The organism is Pseudomonas deceptionensis (assembly GCF_900106095.1).
Lineage (GTDB): Bacteria > Pseudomonadota > Gammaproteobacteria > Pseudomonadales > Pseudomonadaceae > Aquipseudomonas > Aquipseudomonas deceptionensis.
Map to the genome: position 1 here is coordinate 751987 of NZ_FNUD01000002.1, position 23591 is coordinate 775577.

The window sequence follows — 23591 nt, forward strand, 5'->3', positions numbered from 1 at the left end:
TACCAGATGTTGCAGGCAGCCGCCCCACACCGTCGCAAAAACTTCAGGCCTTGGCCAACGGCGGCAAGTCGCCGCTCAGGCCAAGCGCCTGGCGCACGAACATGGCTTTCGCTTCAGGCATTTTGTTGACCCATTTCAAACCGGTGTTGCGCAACAAGCGGGCGGTCAGCGAATCAGCCTGGAACAGGCGCTCAAACCCTTCCATTGCTGCCATCAAGGCCAGGTTGTGCGGCATGCGCCGACGTTCAAAGCGGCTGAGCACACGCACGTCCGCCAAGCGCTCGCCACGGTCTGCGGCATGCAGCAGCACATCTGCCAGCACCGCTGCATCCAGGAAGCCCAGGTTCACGCCCTGCCCGGCCAGCGGGTGGATGGTGTGCGCCGCATCCCCGATCAACGCCAGGCCTTCGGCCACGTAACGCTTGGCGTGACGCTGACGCAGCGGCACACAAACCCGCGGATCGGCACTTATCACGCTGCCCAGACGGCCTTCAAAGGCCAGTTCCAACTCGCGGCAGAAGGCTGCGTCGTCCAATGCCATCAGGTGTTCGGCTTGTTCGGGGGTGGTCGACCAGACAATCGAGCACCAGTCCTGCCGGCCGTCGCGCTCCAGTGGCAAAAACGCCAGCGGGCCGTGGTCGGTAAAACGTTGCCAGGCGGTCCGTTGGTGCGGCTCTGAGCAGCGAACGCTGGTGACAATGGCATGATGCATGTAATCCCACTCGCGGGTCTCACAGCCGGTCAGGCGGCGTACCGCCGAATTGGCGCCATCGGCGGCAATCACCAGAGGCGCACGCACGGTGCGGCCATCCGCGAGGGTCAGCAGCCATTCGTCGCCAGAGCGGCGCATCTGTTCCAGCCGCGCATTGGCATGCAGTTCGATATTGCTGGCCTGCAAGCATTCAAGCAGGGCGTCCTGCACCACGCGGTTTTCGACGATATGGCCGAGCACTTCGGCATGCACGCTGGCCGCCGAGAAATGGATCTGCCCCGTGCCGCTGCCATCCCATACGTGCATGTGCGCATACGGGCTGACGCGACGCCGGGTAATGCCATCCCAGGCGCCAAGACGCTGCAAAATGCGCTGACTGGCGGCCGACAGGGCACTGACCCGAGGCTCGAACGGCGCCTGGGCTGTAAAGGGTTTGACGCTCAGCGGGCTGCCATCGAGCAGCAGGATTTTCAAGCCACTCTCTTTGAGCGCCAGCGCCAGCGCACTTCCGACCATTCCGGCCCCAACAATCAGCAGATCTGCGCGCATTTCCATGCTTTAAGCCTGTCTCGCTAGCGGCGTACGCCGCACCTGAAAAAATGGATCGACACGGAGCGCAAGCGCCCCGGTCGTCATCAACTGTCTGCGCGGGTGCCCAGGCCCATGGCCTGGCGGGCAAACCAGCGCTTGGCCGGTGGCAATAGATCAAGGCCGAGCAAGCCGAGGTTTCGCGCAAAGGACACCAGCGGCTGCTCGCTGCCAAAGACCCGCGTTACCTGGTCCGAGAAGCCGATGGTCAGTTGCTGGTCGAGTTTTTGAGCCTGTTGATAACTCAACAGCGTGGCGAAATCACCGGGCTTTTTATCACTGCCCAGCAAGGCATCGGCCAGGGCCTGGGCATCGCGCAGGGACAGGTTAAAGCCCTGACCGGCAATCGGGTGCAGGCTGTGGGCAGCGTTACCCAACACCGTCAGGTGCGGGCGTACCTGCTCCTCGGCTTCAACCAGCGTCAGCGGGTACAGATGCCGCGCCCCCACTTGTTTAAGCGTGCCCAGGCGATAGCCGAACACTCCCTGCAACTCGCTGAGAAAGCTGCGCTCGTCCAAAGCCGCCAGACGCTGCGCGTCCATGCCCAGACGCGTCCACACCAGTGCGCAGCGGTTGTCCGGCAACGGCAGCAAGGCCATCGGCCCTTCTTCGGTGAAACGTTCAAACGCCATCCCGCCATGGGGCCGGCTCGGGGTGATGTTGGCAATCAGCGCGCTCTGGTTATAAGGCTGCTGGCGCACATGAATGCCCAACTGCTCGCGCAAGCCTGAACGGCCGCCATCGGCCAATACCGCGAGGTCGCACTCCAGGGTGGTCTCATCGTTGAGGGTCAGGCGGTAGCCGTCTTCCAGCGGTTGCATGTGGATAACTTCAGCCGGGCAACGCCAGCTGATCACGTCCGGGTCCAGACTTTTCCACAGGCACTGGCCCAGCCAGGCGTTTTCGACCACATAACCCAGCGCCGGAACGCCTTCTTCGCTGGCCGACAAACGCGCCGTTGAGAAACGCCCGCGATCGGACACATGAATGTCCTTGATCGGCTCACCGCGCTCGGCAATGGCTGACCACAGGCCCAAACGCTCATAAATTTGCCGCGCGCCATAGCTCAGCGCCGAAGAACGGGCGTCGTAGCTGGGCTGGTAGCTATTGCCGGGCGCAAACGGCTCGATCAATACAATCTTCCAGCCTCGGGCCTTGGCCCCGGCCTGCAACGCCAGCGCCAGGCTAGCCCCCACCAGACCGCCACCGATAATGGCCAGATTGACGCGGCTCATGCCGCGCTCGATCGCGCAGCAGCCATCAAGGCTTCGATTTCGGCAACGGCTTTCGGCACGTCGCCGCTCAGAATTTCACAGCCATTTTTAGTGACCACAACGTCGTCCTCGATCCGCACACCAATACCGCGCCATTTTTTGGCGACATTCAGGTTGTTAGGACTGATATAGATGCCCGGCTCGACGGTCAGGGTCATGCCGACCTCCAGCACGCGCCACTCACCGCCAACCTTGTATTCGCCCACGTCATGCACATCGAGCCCCAGCCAGTGGCCGGCGCGGTGCATGTAAAACGCCTTGTAGGCCTCGCTGGCAATCAGCTCTTGAACATCGCCCTGCAGCAAGCCCAGTTCCACAAGACCTGCGGTAATCACCTGAACCGTGGCTTCGTGGGCCTGGTTCCAGTGCTTGTCGGGCGCGATCTGGGTGAAGGCGGCTTCCTGCGCCGCCAACACCAGTTCGTAAATGGCCTTTTGCTCCGGCGAAAACCTGCCATTGACCGGGAACGTGCGGCTGATGTCGCTGGCGTAGCAGTCGATCTCGCAGCCGGCATCAATCAATACCAGGTCGCCGTCCTTGAGCAGGGCGTCGTTCTCCTGGTAATGCAGGATGCAGCTGTTATCACCTGAGGCGACGATCGAGCCATAGGCTGGCATTTTTGCCCCGCTTTTACGGAATTCGTAATCCAGTTCAGCCTCAAGGCTGTACTCATGCAACCCGACGCGGCTGGCCTGCATGGCACGCACATGGGCGCGAGCCGAAATGTGCGCCGCGTGGCGCATGACCTTGAGTTCTGCTGCCGATTTATACAGGCGCATGTCATGCAGCAGATGATCCAGAGCAACGAATTCGTCAGGCGGCTGAGCGCCGAGGCTCGCCTTGGAGCGGATCGCGTTGATCCACTCCATCAGCTTGCGGTCGAATTCAGGGTTGCTGCCCATCGCCGAATACACACGGTCACGGCCTTCGATCAGCCCCGGCAGGATGTCGTCGATGTCGGTAATGGGAAACGCGTCGTCGGCACCGAAGTCGCTGATCGCGCCTTCTTGCCCGGCACGCAAGCCATCCCACAGCTCGCGTTCAACGTTGCGCTCGCGGCAAAACAGCACGTATTCGCCGTGCACCCGGCCAGGGATCAAAACGATCACGGCCTGGGGCTCGGGAAAGCCGCTCAGGTACTGGAAATTGCTGTCTTGACGATAAACATGTTCGACATCGCGATTACGAATCGCCACCGCGGCGGCGGGGAGGATCGCAATACTGTTGGGCTCCATCTGCGCCATGAGTGCCTTGCGGCGACGTGCGTATTCCGATTTCGGGATATGAATCATGGGCAGACGGGTTCCCTCTTGACGATCAATCAGTGTAGCGAAGGCTTGGCGGCAGCTGGTTCTGCGGGCTTCTTGGTTTCAGTGAACAGCAACAATGGCGCAACGCGCAGGTATTCCATCACTTCCATGTAGTCGCTTTCGCCGTCTTCGGACTCTTCCAGGGCATCTTGCACCTGGGCAATGGCTGCCAGGTCTTGCAGGACTTCCTTGCCTTCAGTGCTCAAGGCGTTGTCGCGATAATTCAGGCCGAAACCGGAGAGGAAACCCTGGCACCATTGGCCCAACGCGATTGCTCGCTCGGTCAGCGGCGCGTCATCGGTTGGCAACAACAGCACGACCGTCATGTCGTCGCCGGTCAGTTCGCCTTTAACCATCTCTTGCAAACCGATCAGGGCATTGCGTACGTTGTCTTGAATTTCGCCTTCGAGCAGATCGGCGGCGTCAGCCAACCAGCCGTCGTGGTCGAAGCCGGCGCCAGCAGCGCTGCGACCCAGCAACAGGCCGTGCAGTTCTGCAGGCGAAACATTATGGCCGCTGGCGGTCAGCAGGGTGGCGAAGGCTTGATACGGGGAATTCTGGATAGGCATGGTCAGCTAGGCGCCAAGCGGCGCAATGTCTAGAATGGAGGGCTTGTATCCTAGCATCGGCAGCCGTGCCAGACCATCGAGGCGTCAACTCGTTTGACGCAGGGTCTGTGGACATTTCGTTGTGGCTGCGACGAAACGCCAACAGACCCTAACCATCCATCAGAAAAAAGACAGTAGGACACAATGGAAGACACCGACCTGCATGCACTGATGGCTAGACTCGAGTTGCTGATTAGCCGAGTCGAGCAACTAAAACGTCAAAACGGACTCTTAATAGCTCAGGAAAAAACTTGGCGCGAGGAACGCGCGCACCTCATTGAAAAAAACGAAATCGCCCGACACAAGGTCGAATCGATGATTTCGCGCCTCAAAGCCCTGGAGCAAGACTCATGAGTTCAAGCAGTAGCGTTACCGTGCACATCCTCGATAAAGAGTATTCGATCATGTGCCCTCAGGAAGAACGCACCAACCTGGTGAGTGCAGCCCGGTATCTGGATGGCAAGATGCGTGAAATCCGCAGCAGCGGCAAAGTCATTGGCGCCGACCGCATCGCCGTGATGGCCGCGCTGAATATCACCCATGATCTGCTGCACAGGCAGGAGGTCACCGAAGTACAGACCAACAGCACCACCCGTGAACAGGTGCGCGACCTGCTGGAGCGTGTTGATCTGGTGCTGGCCACTGATCCGGCTGAACGTCAAAGCTGATTCAAAACGTTACTTTGGGGTATACTCGCGTCACTCCCTGGAGTATTCGCCAGTTAGCGATGTCCCTGAGCCGATTCGCACTACCCTGGAGCTTGCACGTTGGGCCGGTGTGCATGTCCGCTAGACGGAAAGCCTTAAGGTCTACTGCAACTTCCACCTTGAACTTTCGGGTTCAAGGGCCAAGCCGACAGCGGTACGTCGGGGAGCCTGATTTCCAAGCGCAATGCCAGCCACCCGCTGGCATTGGCTTACACGAGCCACCATCCGGTGAACTCGCCTTTGAACAGCACGCCATATGAACGAACCTGCGCCGCCTACCCGCCCGCAACTTCGCCGAATGCTGCGCAAAGCCCGCCGCGACTTGTCGCCGTGCGAGCAACGCCAGGCCGCCCGAGGCCTGTACCGGCAACTGGCGCAGCATCCGCTGTTTCGCCGTGCCAAACACATCTCGCTGTACCTGCCCACTGACGGTGAAATCGATCCGCGCCTGCTGCTGCGCGAAGCTCAGCGCCGGGGCAAGATCACCTACCTGCCGGTCCTCAGCGCCTGGCCAAGAACCAAGATGGTCTTTCAGCGGATTGCTCCCGGCGAAAAGCTGATCCCAAATCGTTTTCGCATTCTCGAACCGCGCATCAACCGCGCACTCCAACGCAAGGTCTGGGCACTCGACCTGGTGTTGTTGCCGTTGGTGGGGTTTGATGCCACGGGGGGACGCCTGGGCATGGGCGGCGGCTTTTATGACCGCAGCCTGGCGTATCAGGCCAGACGCCAAAGCTGGCGCAAGCCGACGCTATTGGGTCTGGCCCACGAATGTCAGAAAGTTGAATGCCTGGCGCAGGCCAGTTGGGATGTACCGTTACAAGGCACGGTCTCGGACAAGCAGTGGTACGTCGCCCACTGAACACTAAGGCATCGCGGTTGAAACGATACCTTCGAAGGAAATGTTAGCGTTTGAAAGGCTGTACTTGCTGTTGCGCCAGTTCAGCCGGCGCGTCGGTCGAGTTGGACCACAGACTTTGCGCATAACCCGTTGTGACCACGCCCAAACCGAACAAAATAACCAACATCCACAGTAAATCCGGTTTGCGTTTCATCGATTGCCCTCCTTCAGGCAAATCAACACGATGACAGCAACGGTTTTTGTTATAGGCCGTGCAGCAGCGTCAAGCTTAAAAGCCCGGCATTCTGCGGCAACGCGAACAGACACGCAAACGTTGACGTCAACCGACTGTCGGTTTAACAAAATGTTGCAGGACAATGTTACCGAACCGTTTGTAAGGAGCAGTAAAAATGGCCTTTTGGTTAATGAAATCCGAGCCAGACGAGTTCTCGATCAAGGACTTGCAAAAGCTTGGCGAAGCACGCTGGGACGGCGTGCGTAATTACCAGGCGCGCAACTTCATGCGGGCCATGGCGGTAGGTGACGCATTCTTTTTTTACCACTCCAGTTGCCCCGAACCGGGCATTGCCGGGATTGGCCGAATCGTTCAGGCCGCTTACCCGGACCCCACCGCCCTCGACCCCGAAAGCCATTATTTCGACCCCAAGGCCAGCGCCGAGAAAAACCCGTGGAGCGCACTGCAAGTGGCCCATGAGCAAACCTTCCCCAAGGTGATCAAACTCGACTATCTGAAACAGCAGACTGCCCTGGCTGAAATGGCGCTGGTACAAAAAGGCAGCCGCCTTTCAGTGATGCCCGTTACCCCGCAACAGTGGGCAGTGGTGATGGGGTTGCTTTAACCCACTACCAAAAACCTGTGACAGGCAGCATCCCGTTTTTGCGTCTAGGCTCTGGTCTTCCTTTGACTGGCATCAAGTTGCTCCGGCCTTGAAACCATCAAACTAGAGCGCTCTGTGGCACAGGATGCAGGCATGTCCAAGAATCATCGCATTTCCCATTACTTCGTTATTCCTTTGGCCATCCTGCTGGTTGCAGCAGGCGGGTTCGGTTACTGGAAGTCCCTGCACGACCGACTCCCTGAAGGCATCAGCATGGGCAACGGGCGGCTCGAATCCACCGAAGTGCAGATCGCGGCAAAAACCCCGGGCCGTCTGGCTGAAGTGCTGGTCGACGAGGGTGATCGTGTGACCCAGGGCCAACTGCTGGCCCGCATGGACACCCGCACCCTGGAAGCCAGCCGCACGCAAGCCGAAGCCGAAGTCCTGCGCGCCCGCCAGACCCTGGCCGCCAACGAAGCCAACGTGCAATTGCGCCAAAGCGAAAAACTGCTGGCCAGCCAGGAACTCAAGCGCTTCCGCCAACTGGCCGAACGCGGTTTTGCCAGCGGCCAGCAACTCGATCAGCAACAGGCACGATTCGATACCAGCAACGCGGCAGTGGTCGCAGCACAGGCCCAGGTTGCAGCCGCCAAAGCCGCGATTGGCTCATCCCAGGCTCAGGTTGCACAACTGACCAGCGAAATCGATGACAGCAGCCTGCGCGCGCCCATCAACGGCGTGATCCAGCTGCGCCTGGCCGAGCCCGGCGAAGTGCTGGGCGCAGGCGGGCGGGTATTCATGATGATCGACCCGAGCGACCAGTACATGAACCTGTACTTGCCCGCTTCGGTGGTCGGCAAGCTGACCGTCGGCGCTGACGCCCGCATCGTGCTCGACGCCCTGCCAGACCGGGCGCTGCCGGCCAAAATCGCTTTCGTCGCCGCCAAGTCGCAGTTCACCCCTAAAGAAGTCGAAACCCGCGACGAGCGTCAAAAACTGGTGTTCCGCGTCAAGCTGCGCCTGACCGACCCCGGCGCCGTGCCTCAGGCCAAACCGGGTATGCCGGGGGCAGGTTATGTACGAACCGCAGACGTGCCTTGGCCGGCTAATCTGCAATGAGCGACTTGGCGATCAACGCCAGTGGCATCAGCCACCGGTACGGCAAACAGCTGGCCCTGACCGACATCGCTTTCAGCCTGCCCAAAGGCACGCGCTGCGGGCTGATCGGCCCGGACGGTGCAGGCAAATCAAGCCTGCTGGGGCTCATTGCCGGGGTTAAAAAACTTCAGCAAGGCAGCCTTGAAGTACTGGGCGGCCCCATTGACGATCGCCGCCATCGCAACACGCTGTACCCGCTGATTGCGTTCATGCCCCAGGGCTTGGGCGGTAATCTTTACCCCGAATTGTCGATCAGCGAGAACATCCGCTTTTTTGGCACCCTGTTCGGCCTGTCAAAAGAGGACTGCGAACAACGCATGGCCGAGTTGCTCAAGGCCACTGACCTGGAACGCTTTGCCGAGCGACCGGCGGGCAAGCTGTCAGGCGGGATGAAGCAAAAGCTGGGGCTGTGCTGCGCGCTGATTCACGAACCGGACTTGCTGATCCTCGACGAACCCACCACCGGCGTCGATCCGCTGTCGCGGCGGCGCTTCTGGGAGCTGGTGGATGACGTGCGCAGCCAGCGCCCGCAACTGACGTTGCTGGTGGCCACGGCCTATATGGAGGAAGCCGAGCAATTTGAACACTGCCTGATGCTCGACCGCGGCAAGTTGATCGCCGCCGGTTTAAGCCAGGAACTGGCGGCCGTCACCGGCACCGGCAAACTCGACGAAGCCTTCACCCACTACCAGGGCGACAGCGGCCACAACAGCGAGCCGCTGGTGATCCCGCCTCGCACCAGCGACAACAGCGATATCGCCATTGAAGCCCACGACCTGACGCTCAAATTCGGCGATTTTACGGCGGTCAACAACGTCAGTTTCGCCATCGGCCGGGGCGAGATTTTCGGCTTTCTGGGCTCCAACGGTTGCGGCAAAACCACCACCATGAAAGTCCTGACCGGGCTGATGCCAGCAACCGAAGGCAGTGCCAAATTGCTCGGCAACCCGGTGAATGCAAAAGACCTGGCCACCCGCAAGCGTGTGGGTTTCATGTCGCAAAGCTTCTCGCTGTACGGTGAATTGAGCGTGCGGCAAAACCTGGAGCTGCATGCGCAATTATTCGACCTGCCCAAGGACGAAAGCCAGACCCGCATCGAAGAACTGATCGCGCGTTTCGACCTGGGCGAGGTGGCCACACAGCAATCCGGCGAGCTGCCGCTTGGGCTGCGCCAGCGTTTGTCACTGGCGGTGGCCGTGCTGCATCGCCCCGAAGTGCTGATCCTCGACGAACCGACTTCTGGCGTCGACCCGGCCGCCCGCGATGACTTCTGGCGCTTGCTGATCGAACTGTCGCGCGAGCAGGGGGTGACCATCTTTTTGTCCACCCACTTTATGAACGAAGCCCAGCGCTGCGACCGTATTTCGTTGATGCACGCGGGCAAGGTCCTGGCCTGCGACACGCCCGATGCACTACAGCGCCAGTTCCAGGGCGACACCCTGGAAGCGGCGTTTGTCACTTGCCTGGAACAGGCACAAAACGATCAGGGCGCCATCCCTGCCCCCGAAGCGGCGCCCGTCGCCACGCCTGCCGTCAATGCACCGCCGCCAGTCAGCAAAAAGGGGTTCAGCCTGACCCGTCTGATCGCCGTGGCCAGCCGCGAGTCTAAAGAGTTGCTGCGTGACAAGGTGCGCATGGCGTTCGCCTTGCTGGGTGCAGTCTTCATGATGGTGATTTTCGGCTACGGCATTTCACTCGACGTCGAGAACCTCGCCTTCGCCGTCTACGACCAGGACCAGAGCCCGCAAAGCCGCGCCTACCTGGAAGCCTTCCGCAGTTCGCGCTACTTCGAAGAGCACGCGCCCATCCGCAGCGCTGACGAGTTGCACAAACGCCTGCAACGCTCCGAAATCAAGATTGCTCTGGAGATCCCGCCGGGGTTTGGCCGCGACCTGTACGCCGGGCGCCAGCCCACTGTCGCCGCCTGGCTGGATGGCGGCATGCCGTTCCGTGCCGAAACCAGCCGCAATTATGTCGAGGCGGTGCACACCGCCAACCTTGAGCAACTGGCCGCACACAGCAGCCCGGCGCAAAGCAAACAAGGGGTGGCCAAGCTCGAAACCCGTTTTCGCTACAACCAGGACGTGATCAGCGTAAACGCCATTGGCCCCGGGGTGATGGCGCTGATTCTCGCGTTTATCCCGGCCATGCTCACCGCGCTGGGCATTGTGCGCGAAAAAGAACTGGGTTCGATTACCAACTTCTACGCCACGCCCCTGACCCGGCTCGAATTCCTGCTCGGCAAGCAGGCCCCGTATCTGGCCGTGAGCCTGGTCAACCTGGCGTTGCTGGTGGCAATGAACCGCTGGCTGTTCGGCGTTCCGTTCAAAGGCAGCGGCGTCACGCTGGCACTGGGCGGGCTGTTGTATGTGCTGGCGACCACCAGCATGGGGTTGCTGATTTCCGCCTTCACCCGCACCCAGATCGCAGCGATCCTGGGAACCATGATCATCACCAGCCTGCCGACCATTCAGTTCTCCGGGCTGATCGTGCCCCGCTCCTCCCTCGATGGCTCAGCGGCACTGATGGGCATGCTGTTCCCGGCCGGACACTTTCTCGACATTGCCGTGGGCACCTTCACCAAAGCCCTGGATCTGCGCCAGTTGTGGCCGCAATGCCTGGCGCTGCTGGGGTTCTTTGTCGCGTTTACCGGGCTGAGCCTGATCATGCTCAAGAAGCAGGAGGTTTGATGCACAAGCTCTCGCACATCCTGCGCCTTGGCCTTAAAGAACTGACCAGCCTGCGCCACGACAGCGTGCTGCTGCTGTTTTTGTTCTACGCCTTCACCGTGGCCATTTATATGCCCGCTGCCGGCTCGATTATCGGTGTGCACAATGCCAGCGTTGCCATCGTCGATGAAGACCACAGCGCCTTGTCGCGCAAGCTCGGCGAATCGCTCCTGCCCCCGGAATTTCAAACCCCGCAAACCCTGCCCTATAGCCAGCTGGACCAGTCAATGGACAGCGGCCAATACACCTTTGTGATCAACGTGCCGGTCAACTTTCAAGCCGACTTGCTGGCCGGTCGTGAGCCGAGCGTGCAGGTCAACGTTGATGCCACGGCCATGAGTCAGGCGTTCATGGGCGCGGGGTATATCGGGCGGATCTTTCAGCGCGAACTGCTTGAATACACCGGCCAAGGCGAAGCCGCAGCGAAAACCCCGGTGCTGCTCAGCAGTCGGGCACTGTTCAACCCCAACCTGGAAGGCGGGTGGTTCCTGGCTGTGATCCAGATCGTCAACAACATCACCATTCTGGCCATCGTGCTGACGGGCACCGCCCTGCTGCGCGAGCGCGAACACGGCACCCTCGACCATTTGCTGGTACTGCCGCTGACCGCGCTGGAAATCATGCTGGCAAAAATCTGGAGCAATATGCTGGTGGTGGTGCTGTGCACCTGGATATCGCTGGAAGTGGTGGTCAAGTGGGCACTGGGCGTGCCGCTGGCGGGGTCGTTGACCCTGTTCTTGCTGGTGACCGCGCTGTACCTGTTTGCCAGCACCGCGCTGGGGATTTTCCTCGCGACCCTGGCCCGCTCAACGCCGCAATTTGGCTTGCTGGCGATCCCGGTGATCATCCCGATGCTGTTGCTCTCGGGCGGCAGCACGCCGCTGGACAGCATGCCCCAGTGGCTGCAATGGGTGATGCAGTGCTCGCCGTCGACCCACTTCGTGAGCCTGAGCGCGGCGATATTGTTCCGTGATGCGGGCGTGAATGTGGTGTGGCCGGACTTGTTGGCACTGGCCGGCATCGGGCTGGTGTTCTTTGCCATTGCGCTGGCGCGGTTTCGAAAGAGTTTGGCGTCGTAGCGTAGAGCCCTCTCCCAAAGGGAGAGGGTTGGGGTGAGGGGCTTTGAGCCTTTACTGAACAATCAAATTGTTAAACAGCAAATCGTCCACCATCGGCTTGCCGGTTTCATCGGTCATCACCTGCTGGATCTGCTTCAAGGCTTCCTGACGCAGCTTCTCCTTGGCCTCGACGCTGCCCAGGGTTTCGCTGGTCTGCTGGGTAAACAAGCCCACCAGTTGGTTGCGAATCAACGGGTCATTGGCTTTAACCGCCTTGGCCGCCTCGTTGCCCGTCACGCGCAAGGAAATATCGGCCTTGTACACTTTGAGCCTCGAACTGCCGTCCAGGCCGTAGTTGCCCACAAACGGCGGGCTCAGGGTGATATAGCTGACCTTGTCGCCGCCCTCTGGCGCCTCTTCGGCCACAGCTGCCATCGGCAAGGACAGGGCCAGCATCAACATGATCCACGCTTTCACAATTCGCTCCTTTGTACGGTTTGGGGGCAAGCATACGGGGCTGCTTGCGAGACTCTCCAGGGTTATCGGCCAGCACCTGAAAACCCGTAGGCATGAGCGTCTTACTCGTGTTGAACTGCGCTCGCCATCAGTAGCGTCCTGACGCTTTCGGGCAGCATATCTACAAATTTGCGGCTGATTTTTCGCTGGCAGGCTTTAGTCACTTTATCGATGTCACGTGAAAGCTCGTACAAACCGGTGGCTAACCGATCGCGGGAGTACCGCCCGTCCTCAAATCCTTCAATCATTCGGTAGCGGGTCAACTTAAAAAACGTCAGCTGCGCCAGCGGTATGTCGACCCCGCGACGAATGTAATGCTTAACTTCCCGGTTGAACTGAAGGCAAGTTGCCCGTGTGATATCTGGCACCGGCCTGAGCGGCTGGTCCTTTGCTCGTGCTTCAAGCACCAGAAACATCACGATAAACCACGCTGACCACTTCATCGCCTTCTCCCCCGAGTTGCACCAAGCCGCGCCCACATGGGTGCAGAGGGGGAAATACTATTTGTGTGTTTACGGATTGTTCAGGTCAAGGGCTCCGATCCAATCGTGGGACGGATCCGATTAAACGGACAGCAGGATCTAACGCTAGGACTTGAACGAGCCGCAACGCTTGAGCCGCGCCTCCAGGTTTCGATCGGGCATGGCGTGGCTGCGCAAAGCGCTGACGGTCTGCTCGACATAATCGCGAGTGGTACCGTAGCGCCCGCTGGCGTTGGCCAGTACCTGGCTCAACACGCCATCTGGCAGGTTGCCCGCATAGCTGGGCAAATGTCGCTCCAGTACAAACCCCAAGGCCTGCACCTGACTGCCATCTTCCAGCCGGCAGGTCAGCCAGTGAGGTCGGTACGAGGGCACCGGCATTTCGCGCAGCCACAAGGCGTAGAGCGACGCATCGAGGTTGTCCTCGGGCAGGCGATAGGCAAAACCGCTGCACGAGCCGCCCCGGTCCAGACCAAACACCAACCCCGGCCACTGCGGCGTTCCGCGATGCTCGTGGGACCACAGATACAGCCCGCGGTGATAGCCATGCACCCGGCCACGCACGCGCTCGACCGCCGAGCACTCGGGGCGCCAGATCAGTGAGCCATAGGCAAAGAGCCAAACCGGCCCGCCTTGATGGCGCGCCATGGTAGTTTGCAAGGATTGCTGGAGCTGTTCGGGAGTCAACGCGGCCCCGAGATCGAGTCGCGGAGGGTAGGCCAGATTCAGGCAGACAGATTCACGGGTAGTCATCGCAGAAGGCATTGGGTCCTACAGGCATTACACGCGGCAAACAAAAATATCGGTCTGAATCTTATAGCACTAAAAATCAAATGACCCTTGCAGCAAGACGTATGGCTCGGTAACAGTCCAAAAATGTTGGTTTCGTTCAGGGAGTCTTTAAACATTCCCTTTATAGTTGCCCGCCACAGGCGCATACCCTCTGAGGTCGTGAAATGAAAAACATTGGGATCTGCTACCTGTTGATATTGGCGTATGCCAGTTCAGCATTGGCACAAGATGACACGCAACAAAAAGACGATGGCTTCTGGTACCTGCAAACCAGCGTCTATACCCGGCACTTCTCGCCAGACCCGGATCACAACAACAATCAGGACTTGATCGGCCTTGAGTACAACGATGGCTCAGGATGGCTTGCCGGGGGTGCGACCTTTCGCAACTCGTTCAGCCAGCGCTCGTACTACGCCTACGCGGGCAAACGCTTTGATAGCGATACGTACCCCGTGTATTTGAAGCTGACGGCGGGTTTGATCGAGGGCTATCACGGCGAATATCAGGACAAGATCCCGCTCAATCGCTTCGGCGTGGCGCCAGTGATTATTCCTTCGGTGGGCGCTCATTACGGCCCGGTGGCTGCCGAGCTGGTGTTGCTCGGCTTCAATGCGGCAATGATCACAACAGGGCTGCGTTTTTGAAGCACCTCGTAGCAGCGAGTCAGCTGCTACGGGATGTTCAGGTGCGCGGGCAGTAGGCAAACACATCGGCACGCATCTGGTGTGCGTCCATGCCCGCAGCCACCAGCGCATCAAGAGTGCCGTAGATCATCGCAGGCGAGCCGCTGGCATATACATGCACATTGGCCAGATCGCTGATGTCTTCGCACACGGCCTCATGCAACATGCCGCACCGCCCTTCCCAGCCACACAAGTCACTCACTACCTTGTGCAGGAACAGGTTGGGGATTTTCTCCCATTCGGCCCATTCTTCCAGGGTGTAGAAGTCTTCGGGGCGACGTACCCCCCAGTACAAATGTACCGGGTGGTCGAAGCCTTTTGCGCGGCAATGTTCTATCAGGCTGTGCATCTGCGCCATGCCGGTGCCCGCTGCAATCAATACCAACGGCCCGTCCGGCAATTCGGACAAATGTGTGTCACCGAACGGCAGCTCAAGGCGAACCATCTTGTTGCGTTGCAGTTGTTCGATCAGGCGCCGGGCGCTGTCTTCGCGTACCAGCACATGCAGCTCAAGGTCGCGCCCTGAATGCGGTGCGCTGGCGAGTGAAAACGCCGATTTTTCGCCATTTTCACGCTCCAGCATCACATATTGCCCGGCGTGATAACGCGGCGGCTTGCCGGCCGGCGCACGCAAGCGCACCCGCCACACATCGCCGCCCATATCGACACATTCGGTCAACTGACACGCCAGGCTACGCACCGGTAACTCTCCTAACGCAAGCACGCCATCCCACAACACCACACAGTCTTCAAGCGGGGCCGCCAGGCACGTATAAAACTCGCCGTGATCGCGCACGTCACCCGCCTGCTCCACCTGGCCTTCAACCAACAGGGCCGCACACACGTGGCAATTACCATTGCGGCAGCTCTGCGGGCATTCATAGCCCAGGCGTTGCGCCGCATCCAGAATTCGCTCGCCAGGCAAGGTTTCCAGCACCGCACCTGAAGGCTGCAAGGTTACACGCATCAATCTATTCCTAATTGATTCCAGATGTCATCGATCCGGCGGGTGACCGCCTCGTCCTTAACGATGACACGGCCCCATTCACGGGTGGTTTCACCCGGCCATTTGTTGGTTGCATCAAGGCCCATCTTCGAGCCAAGACCGGAAACCGGCGAGGCAAAATCGAGGTAATCGATTGGCGTGTTGTCGATCATCACCGTGTCGCGCTTGGGGTCCATGCGCGTGGTAATGGCCCAGATCACGTCGTTCCAGTCGCGGGCATTGATGTCGTCGTCGGTGACGATAACGAATTTGGTGTACATGAACTGGCGCAAAAACGACCACACACCGAGCATTACGCGCTTGGCGTGCCCCGGGTACTGCTTCTTGATGGTCACGATGGCCATGCGGTACGAGCAGCCTTCGGGCGGCAGGTAGAAGTCGGTAATTTCCGGGAACTGCTTTTGCAGGATCGGCACAAACACTTCGTTGAGCGCCACGCCCAGGATCGCCGGCTCATCAGGTGGACGGCCGGTGTAGGTGCTGTGGTAGATCGGCTTGACCCGATGGGTGATGCGCTCGACGGTGAACACCGGAAAGCTGTCGACTTCGTTGTAGTAACCGGTGTGGTCGCCGTACGGGCCTTCGGGGGCCATCTCGCCAGGGTGAATCACACCCTCGAGAATGATTTCTGCGGTGGCAGGCACCTGAAGGTCGTTGCCACGGCACTTCACCAGTTCGGTGCGATTGCCACGCAGCAAGCCCGCAAAGGCGTACTCGGACAAGCTGTCCGGCACAGGGGTCACGGCGCCCAGAATGGTCGCAGGGTCTGCTCCAAGAGCCACGGATACCGGGAATGGCTGGCCGGGGTGTTTTTCACACCAGTCGCGGTAGTCCAGCGCACCGCCACGGTGGCTCAGCCAGCGCATGATGACCTTGTTGCGGCCAATCACCTGCTGACGATAAATGCCCAGGTTCTGACGTTCCTTGTTCGGACCTTTGGTCACGGTCAGGCCCCAGGTAATCAGGGGCGCCACGTCGCCAGGCCAGCAGTGCTGAACCGGCAACTGGGCAAGGTCGACGTCATCACCTTCAATGACCACTTCCTGGCACACCGCGTCTTTGACGACTTTCGGGGCCATGGCAATGATCTTGCGGAAGATCGGCAACTTGGACCACGCGTCTTTGAGACCTTTAGGCGGTTCTGGCTCTTTAAGGAACGCCAGCAGCTTGCCGATTTCACGTAATTCACTGACCGCTTCGGCGCCCATACCCAAGGCCACGCGCTCCGGCGTACCAAACAGGTTGCCGAGCACAGGAATGTCGTAACCCACCGGGTTTTCGAACAGCAAGGCCGGACCTTTGGCGCGCAAAGTGCGATCGCAAATTTCTGTCATTTCCAGCTTGGGAGACACTGGAACCTGGATGCGCTTGAGTTCACCGCGCTTTTCCAGGCCGCTGATAAAGTCGCGTAAGTCGCGATACTGCATGCTTGAGCCTCGTAGTGGCCGTGGCGTTGGGAAACAGAGTGTAGCGCCCAAGCCGTCTGTTCAGAAGGGAGAGCTGCCCGGATCAAAAAAGCTCAGACAGCAAAAAGCCGGGTTTCCCCGGCTTTTGCTTAGCCTGCGATAACTTACTTGCGCTTCATCGACAGGAAGAACTCATCGTTGGTCTTGGTCTGTTTCAGCTTGTCGATCAAGAACTCGATAGCTGCGACTTCGTCCATAGGATGCAACAGCTTGCGCAAAATCCACATGCGTTGCAGCTCGTCGTCCGCGGTCAGCAACTCTTCGCGGCGTGTGCCGGAGCGGTTGATGTTGATCGCAGGGAAGACGCGCTTTTCAGCGATCTTGCGGTCCAGAGGCAGTTCCATGTTGCCGGTGCCTTTGAACTCTTCGTAGATCACTTCATCCATCTTCGAGCCGGTTTCAACCAGCGCGGTAGCGATGATGGTCAGCGAGCCGCCTTCTTCGATGTTTCGCGCAGCACCGAAGAAACGCTTTGGCTTCTCAAGGGCGTGAGCATCGACACCACCGGTCAATACCTTGCCGGAGCTCGGAATCACGGTGTTGTAGGCACGGGCCAGACGGGTGATGGAGTCGAGCAGGATCACCACGTCTTTTTTGTGTTCGACCAGGCGCTTGGCCTTCTCGATCACCATTTCAGCAACCTGCACGTGGCGGGTTGGCGGCTCGTCGAAAGTGGAGGCAACCACTTCGCCGCGCACGGTACGCTGCATTTCGGTTACTTCTTCCGGGCGCTCGTCGATCAACAGAACGATCAAGTGCACTTCAGGGTTGTTACGCGAAATGTTCGACGCGATGTTCTGCAACATGATGGTCTTGCCCGCTTTTGGCGGAGCAACGATCAGACCGCGCTGACCTTTACCGATCGGAGCACAGAGGTCGATGACACGACCGGTCAGATCTTCGGTGGAACCGTTACCGATTTCCATCTTCATGCGAATAGTCGGGAACAGCGGGGTCAAGTTCTCGAAGAGAATCTTGTTTTTCGCGTTCTCTGGACGATCGTAGTTGATCGTGTCGACTTTCAGCAGTGCGAAGTACCGCTCGCCTTCTTTAGGCGGACGGATTTTGCCGACGATGGTATCGCCAGTGCGCAAGTTGAAGCGTCGAATCTGGCTAGGCGAGACATAGATATCGTCCGGGCCGGCCAGGTAAGAAGCGTCAGCGGAACGCAGGAAGCCGAAGCCGTCCTGGAGAATCTCCAGCACGCCATCACCGGAGATTTCCTCGCCGCTTTTCGCGTGCTTTTTGAGCAGGGAGAAAATCACGTCCTGCTTGCGCGAACGGGCCATATTTTCTATGCCCATCTGTTCGGCCAATTCGAGCAGTTCGGTAATCGGCTTTTGCTTGAGTTCAGTCAGGTTCATATAGGAATGACGTAATCATTTATGGAGGGGGAAATTAAGCTTTTGGCTTAATGAGGCCGCGCCGCAGAGAAGGCGACAGGATCGCGTACTAATTCGATAAGGAGTGCGTCGGCGACGGCTTGCAGGGGGCAGTGGAGAAACCAGTGCGGGGCCGAATGTACCACTTGAGTTTCATAGCGTCTAGTCCTTGAGCCATGAAAAAGCCCCGCATTTAGCGGGGCTTTTATCGACGCTTAGATATTGGCGTCGAGGAATGCAGCCAACTGCGACTTCGACAGCGCACCGACTTTGGTGGCTTCGACGTTGCCGTTCTTGAACAGCATCAGCGTAGGAATACCACGAACGCCGTGTTTGGCCGGGGTTTCCTGGTTTTCATCAATGTTCAGCTTGGCAACAGTCAGCTTGCCTTTGTAAGTCTCTGCGATCTCGTCCAGAACCGGCGCGATCATTTTGCAAGGGCCACACCATTCAGCCCAGTAGTCGACCAGTACAGCGCCTTCAGCCTTGAGAACATCGGCCTCAAAGCTAGCGTCGGTGACGTGTTTAATAAGATCGCTGCTCATGGAAGTCTCCGTGGTTGTAAGCAAAAACGTAGCACATCATAGCCGTCATCACCGCGTTCAGGAAGCTGAGGGATGATTGACTCTAACTATAGTGGTGCATGAGTGCTGATATCGCTCCGCTCTTTTATGTAAACCCTCGGCATAGCCCGCTCAATTACGGGGCACCCATTACAACTTCCGCGCACCATTGAAGTTCACTCGAACAGCCGAATACCCCCGAACCTGACCTGCGACCTCCAAAAACCGCTGTTGGCATGGCCTGTGCTCTGTTCAAGCCCGGGCATCACCGCCCGCCCGTTTTCGGAGAGTTGCCATGACCCCGCGTTACAGCGCCTTGATTTGCACCTTGTTTGCCAGCCTGATGCTGGTGCAGGCACCGGCCCACGCCAACGATCTTGATGACGTGATTGCACGCGGCACGCTCAAGGTGGCAGTGCCCCAGGACTTCCCGCCCTTCGGCTCGGTCGGCCCGGACATGAAACCACGCGGGCTGGATATCGACACCGCCAGGCTGCTGGCCGACCAACTCAAGGTCAAACTTGAACTGACCCCCGTCAACAGCACCAACCGCGTGCCTTATCTGACCACCGGCAAAGTCGACGTGGTGATTTCCAGCCTCGGCAAAAACCCGGACCGCGAGAAAGTCATCGATTTTTCCAACGCTTACGCGCCGTTCTACCTTGGCGTGTTTGGCCCGCCGGACGCCCGGATCAACACGCTGGACGACCTCAAGGGCAAAACCATAAGCGTCACCCGCGGCGCCATCGAAGATATCGAGCTGACCAACGTGGCCCCGGCCGGCGTCACCATCAAACGCTTCGAAGACAACAATTCAACCATCGCCGCGTACCTGGCAGGCCAGGTGGATTTGATCGCCAGCGGCAACGTGGTGATGGTCACCATCAGCGAGCGCAACCCCAAACGCATTCCGGCGATGAAGCTCAAACTCAAGGATTCGCCTGTCTACGTGGGCGTCAACAAGGGTCAGCCCGAGTTGCTGGGCAAGGTGAACCAGATTCTCGCCACGGCCAAAGCTGACGGCAGCCTGGAGAAAAACGCGTTGCTGTGGCTCAAAGAGCCGCTGCCAGCCGACCTTTGATTGTTTGCGACGAGACTACCCATGGCTTACCAGTTCGACTTTTTACCGGTGCTGCAAAACAGCGACCTGTTATTGCGCGGCGCTCTGTTCACCCTGGAACTGACGGCCATTGGCACGCTGTTCGGGGTCAGCCTGGGGATTGTCGGCGCCGTGGTCCGGGCGTGGAACATCCGGCCTTTTGCCGCGCTGTTCGGGCTGTATGTCGAGTTGATTCGCAACACACCGTTTTTGGTGCAGTTGTTCTTTATCTTCTTTGGCCTGCCGGGCCTGGGCCTGCACATCAGCGAATGGCAGGCCGCCGTGCTGGCAATGGTGATCAACCTGGGCGCCTATTCCACGGAAATCATTCGTTCCGGCATTCAGGCCATCCCCAAAGGTCAACTGGAAGCGGCATCGGCACTGGCCATGAGCCGGTTCGAAGCGTTCCGTTATGTAGTGCTGCAACCGGCGCTGGCCAAGGTCTGGCCGGCGCTGAGCAGCCAGATCATCATCGTGATGCTCGGCTCGGCGGTGTGTTCGCAAATTGCCACTGAAGAGCTGAGTTTCTTCGCCAACTTTATACAGTCACGCAACTTCCGTGCTTTTGAAACCTATGCCCTGACCACACTGATCTACCTGTGCATGGCCTTGCTGATTCGCCAGTTGCTGAACTGGATCGGCCGCCGCTACCTGACCCGGAGCCGCTGATGGATTTCACTTTCTGGGACATCGTGCGCAATTTGCTGACCGGTTTGCAGTGGACGGCCGCCCTGTCACTTGTCGCGTTTATCGGCGGCGGCCTGATCGGCTTGCTGGTGATGCTGATGCGCATTTCAAAAAGCCGCTTCGCCCGAATTCTGGCGCGCGGCTATATCGAGCTGTTCCAGGGCACGCCGTTATTGATGCAGCTGTTTTTGATCTTCTTCGGCGTCGCCCTGCTGGGCATCGACATCTCGCCGTGGATGGCTGCGGCGCTGGCCCTGACGCTGTTCACCAGCGCCTACCTGGCCGAAATCTGGCGCGGGTGCGTCGAGTCGATTGCCCACGGCCAATGGGAAGCCTCTGCCAGTCTGGCCCTCAGCCCGCTGGAACAGTTGCGCTACGTGATCATCCCCCAGGCGCTGCGGGTGGCCATCGCGCCGACCGTGGGCTTTTCAGTGCAGGTCATTAAAGGCACCGCCGTGACCTCCATCATCGGTTTCACCGAACTGACCAAGACCGGCAGCATGCTGGCCAACGCGACCTTTGAGCCCTTCATGGTCTACGGCCTGGTGGCGCTCGGGTACTTCCTCTTGTGCTACCCCTTGTCGCTCAGTGCGCGCTATCTGGAAAGGAGACTGCATGCCTCTGCTTAGAGTTACCGCCCTGCATAAATACTACGGCGACCACCACGTACTTAAAGGCATCGACCTGACCGTCGAACAGGGCCAGGTGGTCGCAATCATCGGTCGCAGCGGGTCGGGCAAAAGCACTTTGCTCAGAACCCTGAACGGGCTGGAGTCCATCAACGACGGGGTGATTGAAGTCGATGACGAATATCTGGACGCTGCCCGAGCCGACTTGCGCAGCCTGCGCCAGAAGGTCGGCATGGTGTTTCAGCAGTTCAATCTGTTCCCGCACCTGAGCGTGGGCGAAAACGTGATGCTCGCCCCGCAAGTGGTGCAAAAAGTCCCCAAGGCCAAGGCCGCCGGGCTGGCGCGCCAGATGCTGGAGCGGGTGGGGCTGGCCGACAAGTTTGATGCGTTCCCCGAGCGATTGTCCGGCGGGCAACAGCAACGGGTGGCGATTGCCCGGGCGCTGGCCATGTCACCCAAAGTGCTGCTGTGCGATGAAATCACGTCGGCACTCGACCCGGAGCTGGTCAACGAAGTCCTGAGCGTGGTGCGCCAGCTGGCCAGGGAGGGCATGACCCTGATCATGGTCACCCACGAAATGCGTTTCGCCCGTGAGGTCGGCGACAAGCTGGTGTTCATGCACCAGGGCAAGGTGCATGAAGTGGGCGATCCAAAAGTGCTTTTTGCCAATCCGAAAACCCCGGAGCTGGCGAACTTTATCGGGACGGTGGAGCAGTAACCCCTCGCTTGCGTAGCGGCGGCCTAAGGAACGCAGCCTCGTTCCTTCGGCCGCCGCTACGAAACTCTCTCAGCCATTCACCCTTATTCACACACAAAAATACGAGTTGTCCTGGAACAGCTAACGTTATTGCTTTCGTGCTCCATATCAATGCATCTGACATCGCGCGTTGGCGCGAGCGTTTGATCGTGGCACGATGAACAGGTTATCGACCGAGACCCCTCAACCATGCCCCAATCCCAAGCCAAGAATCCGTCCCTGATCGCCGCCATCGATCTGGGTTCTAACAGCTTTCACATGGTGGTGGCCAAGGCCCAGAATGGCGAAATCCGCATTCTTGAGCGTCTTGGAGAAAAGGTGCAGTTAGCTGCCGGCATCGACGAAGACCGCAAGCTCAACGAAGAATCCATGCAGCGCGGGCTCGATTGCCTCAAGCGTTTTGCCCAGCTGATCAACGGCATGCCGTTGGGCGCTGTGCGTATTGTGGGGACTAACGCATTACGTGAGGCGCGCAACCGTAACGAATTTATCGTGCGCGCTGAAGAGATTCTGGGCCACACCGTCGAAGTCATTTCCGGTCGTGAAGAGGCGCGCCTCATCTATCTTGGCGTGTCCCACACCCTGGCCGACACCCCGGGCAAACGCCTGGTCGCCGACATTGGCGGCGGCAGTACCGAATTCATCATCGGCCAGCGCTTTGAACCGCTACTGCGCGAAAGCCTGCAGATGGGCTGCGTCAGCTACACCCAGCGTTATTTCCGCGACGGCAAGATCACACCCGCCCGTTATGCTCAGGCTTACACGGCAGCGCGCCTCGAAATCATGAGTATTGAGCACGCCTTGCACCGTTTGACCTGGGATGAAGCCATCGGCTCCTCGGGCACTATTCGAGCGATTGGCCTGGCCCTCAAGGCAGGCGGCCACGGCAACGGCGAAGTGAACGCCGAAGGCCTGTCCTGGCTCAAGCGCAAGCTGTTCAAGCTGGGCGAAGCGGACAAGATCGACTTTGAAGGCATCAAGCCTGACCGTCGCACCATCTTTCCGGCCGGCCTGGCGATTCTTGAGGCGGTGTTCGACGCCCTTGAACTCCAGCGCATGGATCACTGTGACGGCGCGCTGCGTGAAGGCGTGCTGTACGACCTGCTGGGCCGCCACCACCATGAAGACGTGCGTGAGCGCACTCTCGGCTCGCTGATGGAGCGTTACCACGTCGACCACGAGCAAGCGGCCCGGGTGGAACGCAAAGCCCTGCGCGCCTTTGACCAGGTGGCCAAGTCGTGGGACCTGAAAGACGGTGTGTGGCGTGAACTGCTGAGCTGGGCGGCCAAGGTGCACGAAGTGGGCCTGGACATTGCCCACTATCACTACCACAAGCACGGCGCCTACTTGATCGAGCACTCCGACCTGGCCGGTTTTTCACGCGAAGACCAGCAAATGCTCGCGCTGCTGGTGCGCGGTCATCGTCGAAACATTCCAAAAGACAAGTTCGCCGACTTTGGCGAGGACGGGATCAAGCTGATTCGCCTGTGCGTGCTGCTGCGCTTTGCGATCCTGTTCTACCACATCCGTGGCAACCAGGAAGCGTCGCAGGTGAAGCTGCGCGCCGAGGGCGACCACCTGGAAGTGATCTTCCCGGAGGGCTGGCTTGAACAAAACCCGCTGACCCAGGCCGACTTCGAACAAGAAGCACAATGGCTGGAACGGGTAGGGATTGTGTTGTCGGTGTCTTGACGCAACGCCCCTC

25 protein-coding genes and 1 other RNA gene are annotated in these 23591 nt (G+C 59.3%); 14 read left to right on the forward strand and 12 right to left on the reverse strand.

Annotated features, from left to right (window positions below; translation table 11 throughout):
- Nucleotides 1-43: 43 nt before the first annotated feature.
- From BLW11_RS03225 to BLW11_RS03240, 4 genes are all read right to left on the reverse strand, one after another.
- Nucleotides 44-1261, reverse strand: a complete 1218-nt coding sequence (locus tag BLW11_RS03225) for a 2-octaprenyl-3-methyl-6-methoxy-1,4-benzoquinol hydroxylase (protein WP_162837866.1) — start codon at nucleotides 1259-1261, stop codon at nucleotides 44-46.
- Between the two features lie 86 nt (nucleotides 1262-1347).
- Nucleotides 1348-2535: a 2-octaprenyl-6-methoxyphenyl hydroxylase gene (gene ubiH, locus BLW11_RS03230; protein ID WP_048360559.1), complete on the reverse strand. Its 1188-nt coding sequence runs from the start codon at nucleotides 2533-2535 to the stop codon at nucleotides 1348-1350.
- A complete protein-coding gene (gene pepP / locus BLW11_RS03235) occupies nucleotides 2532-3866 on the reverse strand; it encodes a Xaa-Pro aminopeptidase (protein WP_048360560.1) in 1335 nt (444 codons plus the stop codon). Before pepP ends, ubiH begins: the two co-directional genes overlap by 4 nt.
- A 29-nt stretch (nucleotides 3867-3895) precedes the next feature.
- Nucleotides 3896-4453, reverse strand: a complete 558-nt coding sequence (locus BLW11_RS03240; protein ID WP_048360561.1) for a YecA/YgfB family protein — start codon at nucleotides 4451-4453, stop codon at nucleotides 3896-3898.
- A gap of 183 nt (nucleotides 4454-4636) precedes the next feature.
- Between BLW11_RS03240 and BLW11_RS03245 the strand changes: the two genes are divergently transcribed.
- From BLW11_RS03245 to BLW11_RS03260, 4 genes are all read left to right on the forward strand, one after another.
- Complete coding sequence (locus BLW11_RS03245) at nucleotides 4637-4846, forward strand: TIGR02449 family protein (protein WP_048360562.1); 210 nt, start codon at nucleotides 4637-4639, stop codon at nucleotides 4844-4846.
- A complete protein-coding gene (locus tag BLW11_RS03250; protein ID WP_048360563.1) occupies nucleotides 4843-5160 on the forward strand; it encodes a cell division protein ZapA in 318 nt (105 codons plus the stop codon). The genes BLW11_RS03245 and BLW11_RS03250 overlap by 4 nt, the downstream gene beginning before the upstream one ends.
- Before the next feature lie 31 nt (nucleotides 5161-5191).
- Nucleotides 5192-5369: non-coding RNA, 6S RNA (gene ssrS, locus BLW11_RS03255), on the forward strand.
- A gap of 86 nt (nucleotides 5370-5455) precedes the next feature.
- Entirely contained in the window at nucleotides 5456-6061 is a 606-nt protein-coding gene (locus BLW11_RS03260; RefSeq protein WP_048360564.1) for a 5-formyltetrahydrofolate cyclo-ligase, read from the forward strand.
- A gap of 43 nt (nucleotides 6062-6104) precedes the next feature.
- Here BLW11_RS03260 and BLW11_RS23965 read toward each other — a convergent pair whose 3' ends face one another.
- Entirely contained in the window at nucleotides 6105-6254 is a 150-nt protein-coding gene (locus BLW11_RS23965) for a hypothetical protein (RefSeq protein WP_088500154.1), read from the reverse strand.
- A 196-nt stretch (nucleotides 6255-6450) separates the two neighbouring features.
- On the opposite strand from BLW11_RS23965, the gene BLW11_RS03265 reads away from it, so the two are divergent.
- The 4 genes from BLW11_RS03265 (at nucleotide 6451) to BLW11_RS03280 (ending at nucleotide 11845) form a co-directional block, all read left to right on the forward strand.
- Complete coding sequence (locus BLW11_RS03265) at nucleotides 6451-6900, forward strand: EVE domain-containing protein (protein ID WP_048360565.1); 450 nt, start codon at nucleotides 6451-6453, stop codon at nucleotides 6898-6900.
- A gap of 132 nt (nucleotides 6901-7032) precedes the next feature.
- Nucleotides 7033-7998, forward strand: a complete 966-nt coding sequence (locus BLW11_RS03270) for an HlyD family secretion protein (RefSeq protein ID WP_048360566.1) — start codon at nucleotides 7033-7035, stop codon at nucleotides 7996-7998.
- Nucleotides 7995-10727, forward strand: a complete 2733-nt coding sequence (rbbA, locus tag BLW11_RS03275) for a ribosome-associated ATPase/putative transporter RbbA (RefSeq protein WP_048360567.1) — start codon at nucleotides 7995-7997, stop codon at nucleotides 10725-10727. Before BLW11_RS03270 ends, rbbA begins: the two co-directional genes overlap by 4 nt.
- Complete coding sequence (locus BLW11_RS03280; protein WP_048360568.1) at nucleotides 10727-11845, forward strand: ABC transporter permease; 1119 nt, start codon at nucleotides 10727-10729, stop codon at nucleotides 11843-11845. Before rbbA ends, BLW11_RS03280 begins: the two co-directional genes overlap by 1 nt.
- Before the next feature lie 51 nt (nucleotides 11846-11896).
- Here the strand turns inward: BLW11_RS03280 and BLW11_RS03285 are convergent, their stop codons facing one another.
- The 3 genes from BLW11_RS03285 to BLW11_RS03295 form a co-directional block, all read right to left on the reverse strand.
- Complete coding sequence (locus BLW11_RS03285; RefSeq protein ID WP_048360569.1) at nucleotides 11897-12301, reverse strand: flagellar basal body-associated protein FliL; 405 nt, start codon at nucleotides 12299-12301, stop codon at nucleotides 11897-11899.
- Nucleotides 12302-12402: 101 nt separating this feature from the next.
- Entirely contained in the window at nucleotides 12403-12783 is a 381-nt protein-coding gene (locus BLW11_RS03290) for a hypothetical protein (RefSeq protein ID WP_048360570.1), read from the reverse strand.
- Between the two features lie 144 nt (nucleotides 12784-12927).
- Nucleotides 12928-13575, reverse strand: a complete 648-nt coding sequence (locus tag BLW11_RS03295; RefSeq protein WP_048360571.1) for a gamma-glutamylcyclotransferase — start codon at nucleotides 13573-13575, stop codon at nucleotides 12928-12930.
- Nucleotides 13576-13778: 203 nt separating this feature from the next.
- Here BLW11_RS03295 and BLW11_RS03300 point away from each other — a divergent pair, with 203 nt between their 5' ends.
- Entirely contained in the window at nucleotides 13779-14258 is a 480-nt protein-coding gene (locus tag BLW11_RS03300) for a sn-glycerol-3-phosphate transporter (protein ID WP_193790188.1), read from the forward strand.
- A 37-nt stretch (nucleotides 14259-14295) separates the two neighbouring features.
- Here the strand turns inward: BLW11_RS03300 and BLW11_RS03305 are convergent, their stop codons facing one another.
- The 4 genes from BLW11_RS03305 to trxA form a co-directional block, all read right to left on the reverse strand.
- Nucleotides 14296-15264: a CDP-6-deoxy-delta-3,4-glucoseen reductase gene (locus tag BLW11_RS03305; protein WP_048360572.1), complete on the reverse strand. Its 969-nt coding sequence runs from the start codon at nucleotides 15262-15264 to the stop codon at nucleotides 14296-14298.
- A complete protein-coding gene (gene ubiD, locus BLW11_RS03310) occupies nucleotides 15264-16730 on the reverse strand; it encodes a 4-hydroxy-3-polyprenylbenzoate decarboxylase (RefSeq protein ID WP_048360573.1) in 1467 nt (488 codons plus the stop codon). The genes BLW11_RS03305 and ubiD overlap by 1 nt, the downstream gene beginning before the upstream one ends.
- Nucleotides 16731-16873: 143 nt before the next feature.
- Entirely contained in the window at nucleotides 16874-18133 is a 1260-nt protein-coding gene (gene rho / locus BLW11_RS03315) for a transcription termination factor Rho (protein ID WP_048360574.1), read from the reverse strand.
- A 233-nt stretch (nucleotides 18134-18366) separates the two neighbouring features.
- Nucleotides 18367-18696, reverse strand: coding sequence for a thioredoxin TrxA (trxA, locus tag BLW11_RS03320; protein ID WP_016783018.1), 330 nt, complete (start codon nucleotides 18694-18696; stop codon nucleotides 18367-18369).
- A gap of 313 nt (nucleotides 18697-19009) precedes the next feature.
- On the opposite strand from trxA, the gene BLW11_RS03325 reads away from it, so the two are divergent.
- From BLW11_RS03325 to ppx, 5 genes are all read left to right on the forward strand, one after another.
- Entirely contained in the window at nucleotides 19010-19795 is a 786-nt protein-coding gene (locus BLW11_RS03325) for a transporter substrate-binding domain-containing protein (RefSeq protein WP_048360575.1), read from the forward strand.
- Between the two features lie 21 nt (nucleotides 19796-19816).
- Nucleotides 19817-20482 carry an amino acid ABC transporter permease gene (locus BLW11_RS03330; RefSeq protein ID WP_048360576.1) on the forward strand — a complete coding sequence of 222 codons (666 nt, stop codon included), beginning with the start codon at nucleotides 19817-19819 and terminating at the stop codon, nucleotides 20480-20482.
- Entirely contained in the window at nucleotides 20479-21129 is a 651-nt protein-coding gene (locus BLW11_RS03335) for an amino acid ABC transporter permease (RefSeq protein ID WP_193790192.1), read from the forward strand. Before BLW11_RS03330 ends, BLW11_RS03335 begins: the two co-directional genes overlap by 4 nt.
- Nucleotides 21116-21847 carry an amino acid ABC transporter ATP-binding protein gene (locus BLW11_RS03340; protein ID WP_048360578.1) on the forward strand — a complete coding sequence of 244 codons (732 nt, stop codon included), beginning with the start codon at nucleotides 21116-21118 and terminating at the stop codon, nucleotides 21845-21847. The genes BLW11_RS03335 and BLW11_RS03340 overlap by 14 nt, the downstream gene beginning before the upstream one ends.
- A gap of 228 nt (nucleotides 21848-22075) precedes the next feature.
- A complete protein-coding gene (ppx, locus tag BLW11_RS03345; RefSeq protein ID WP_048360579.1) occupies nucleotides 22076-23578 on the forward strand; it encodes an exopolyphosphatase in 1503 nt (500 codons plus the stop codon).
- The last annotated feature ends 13 nt before the right edge of the window (nucleotides 23579-23591 follow it).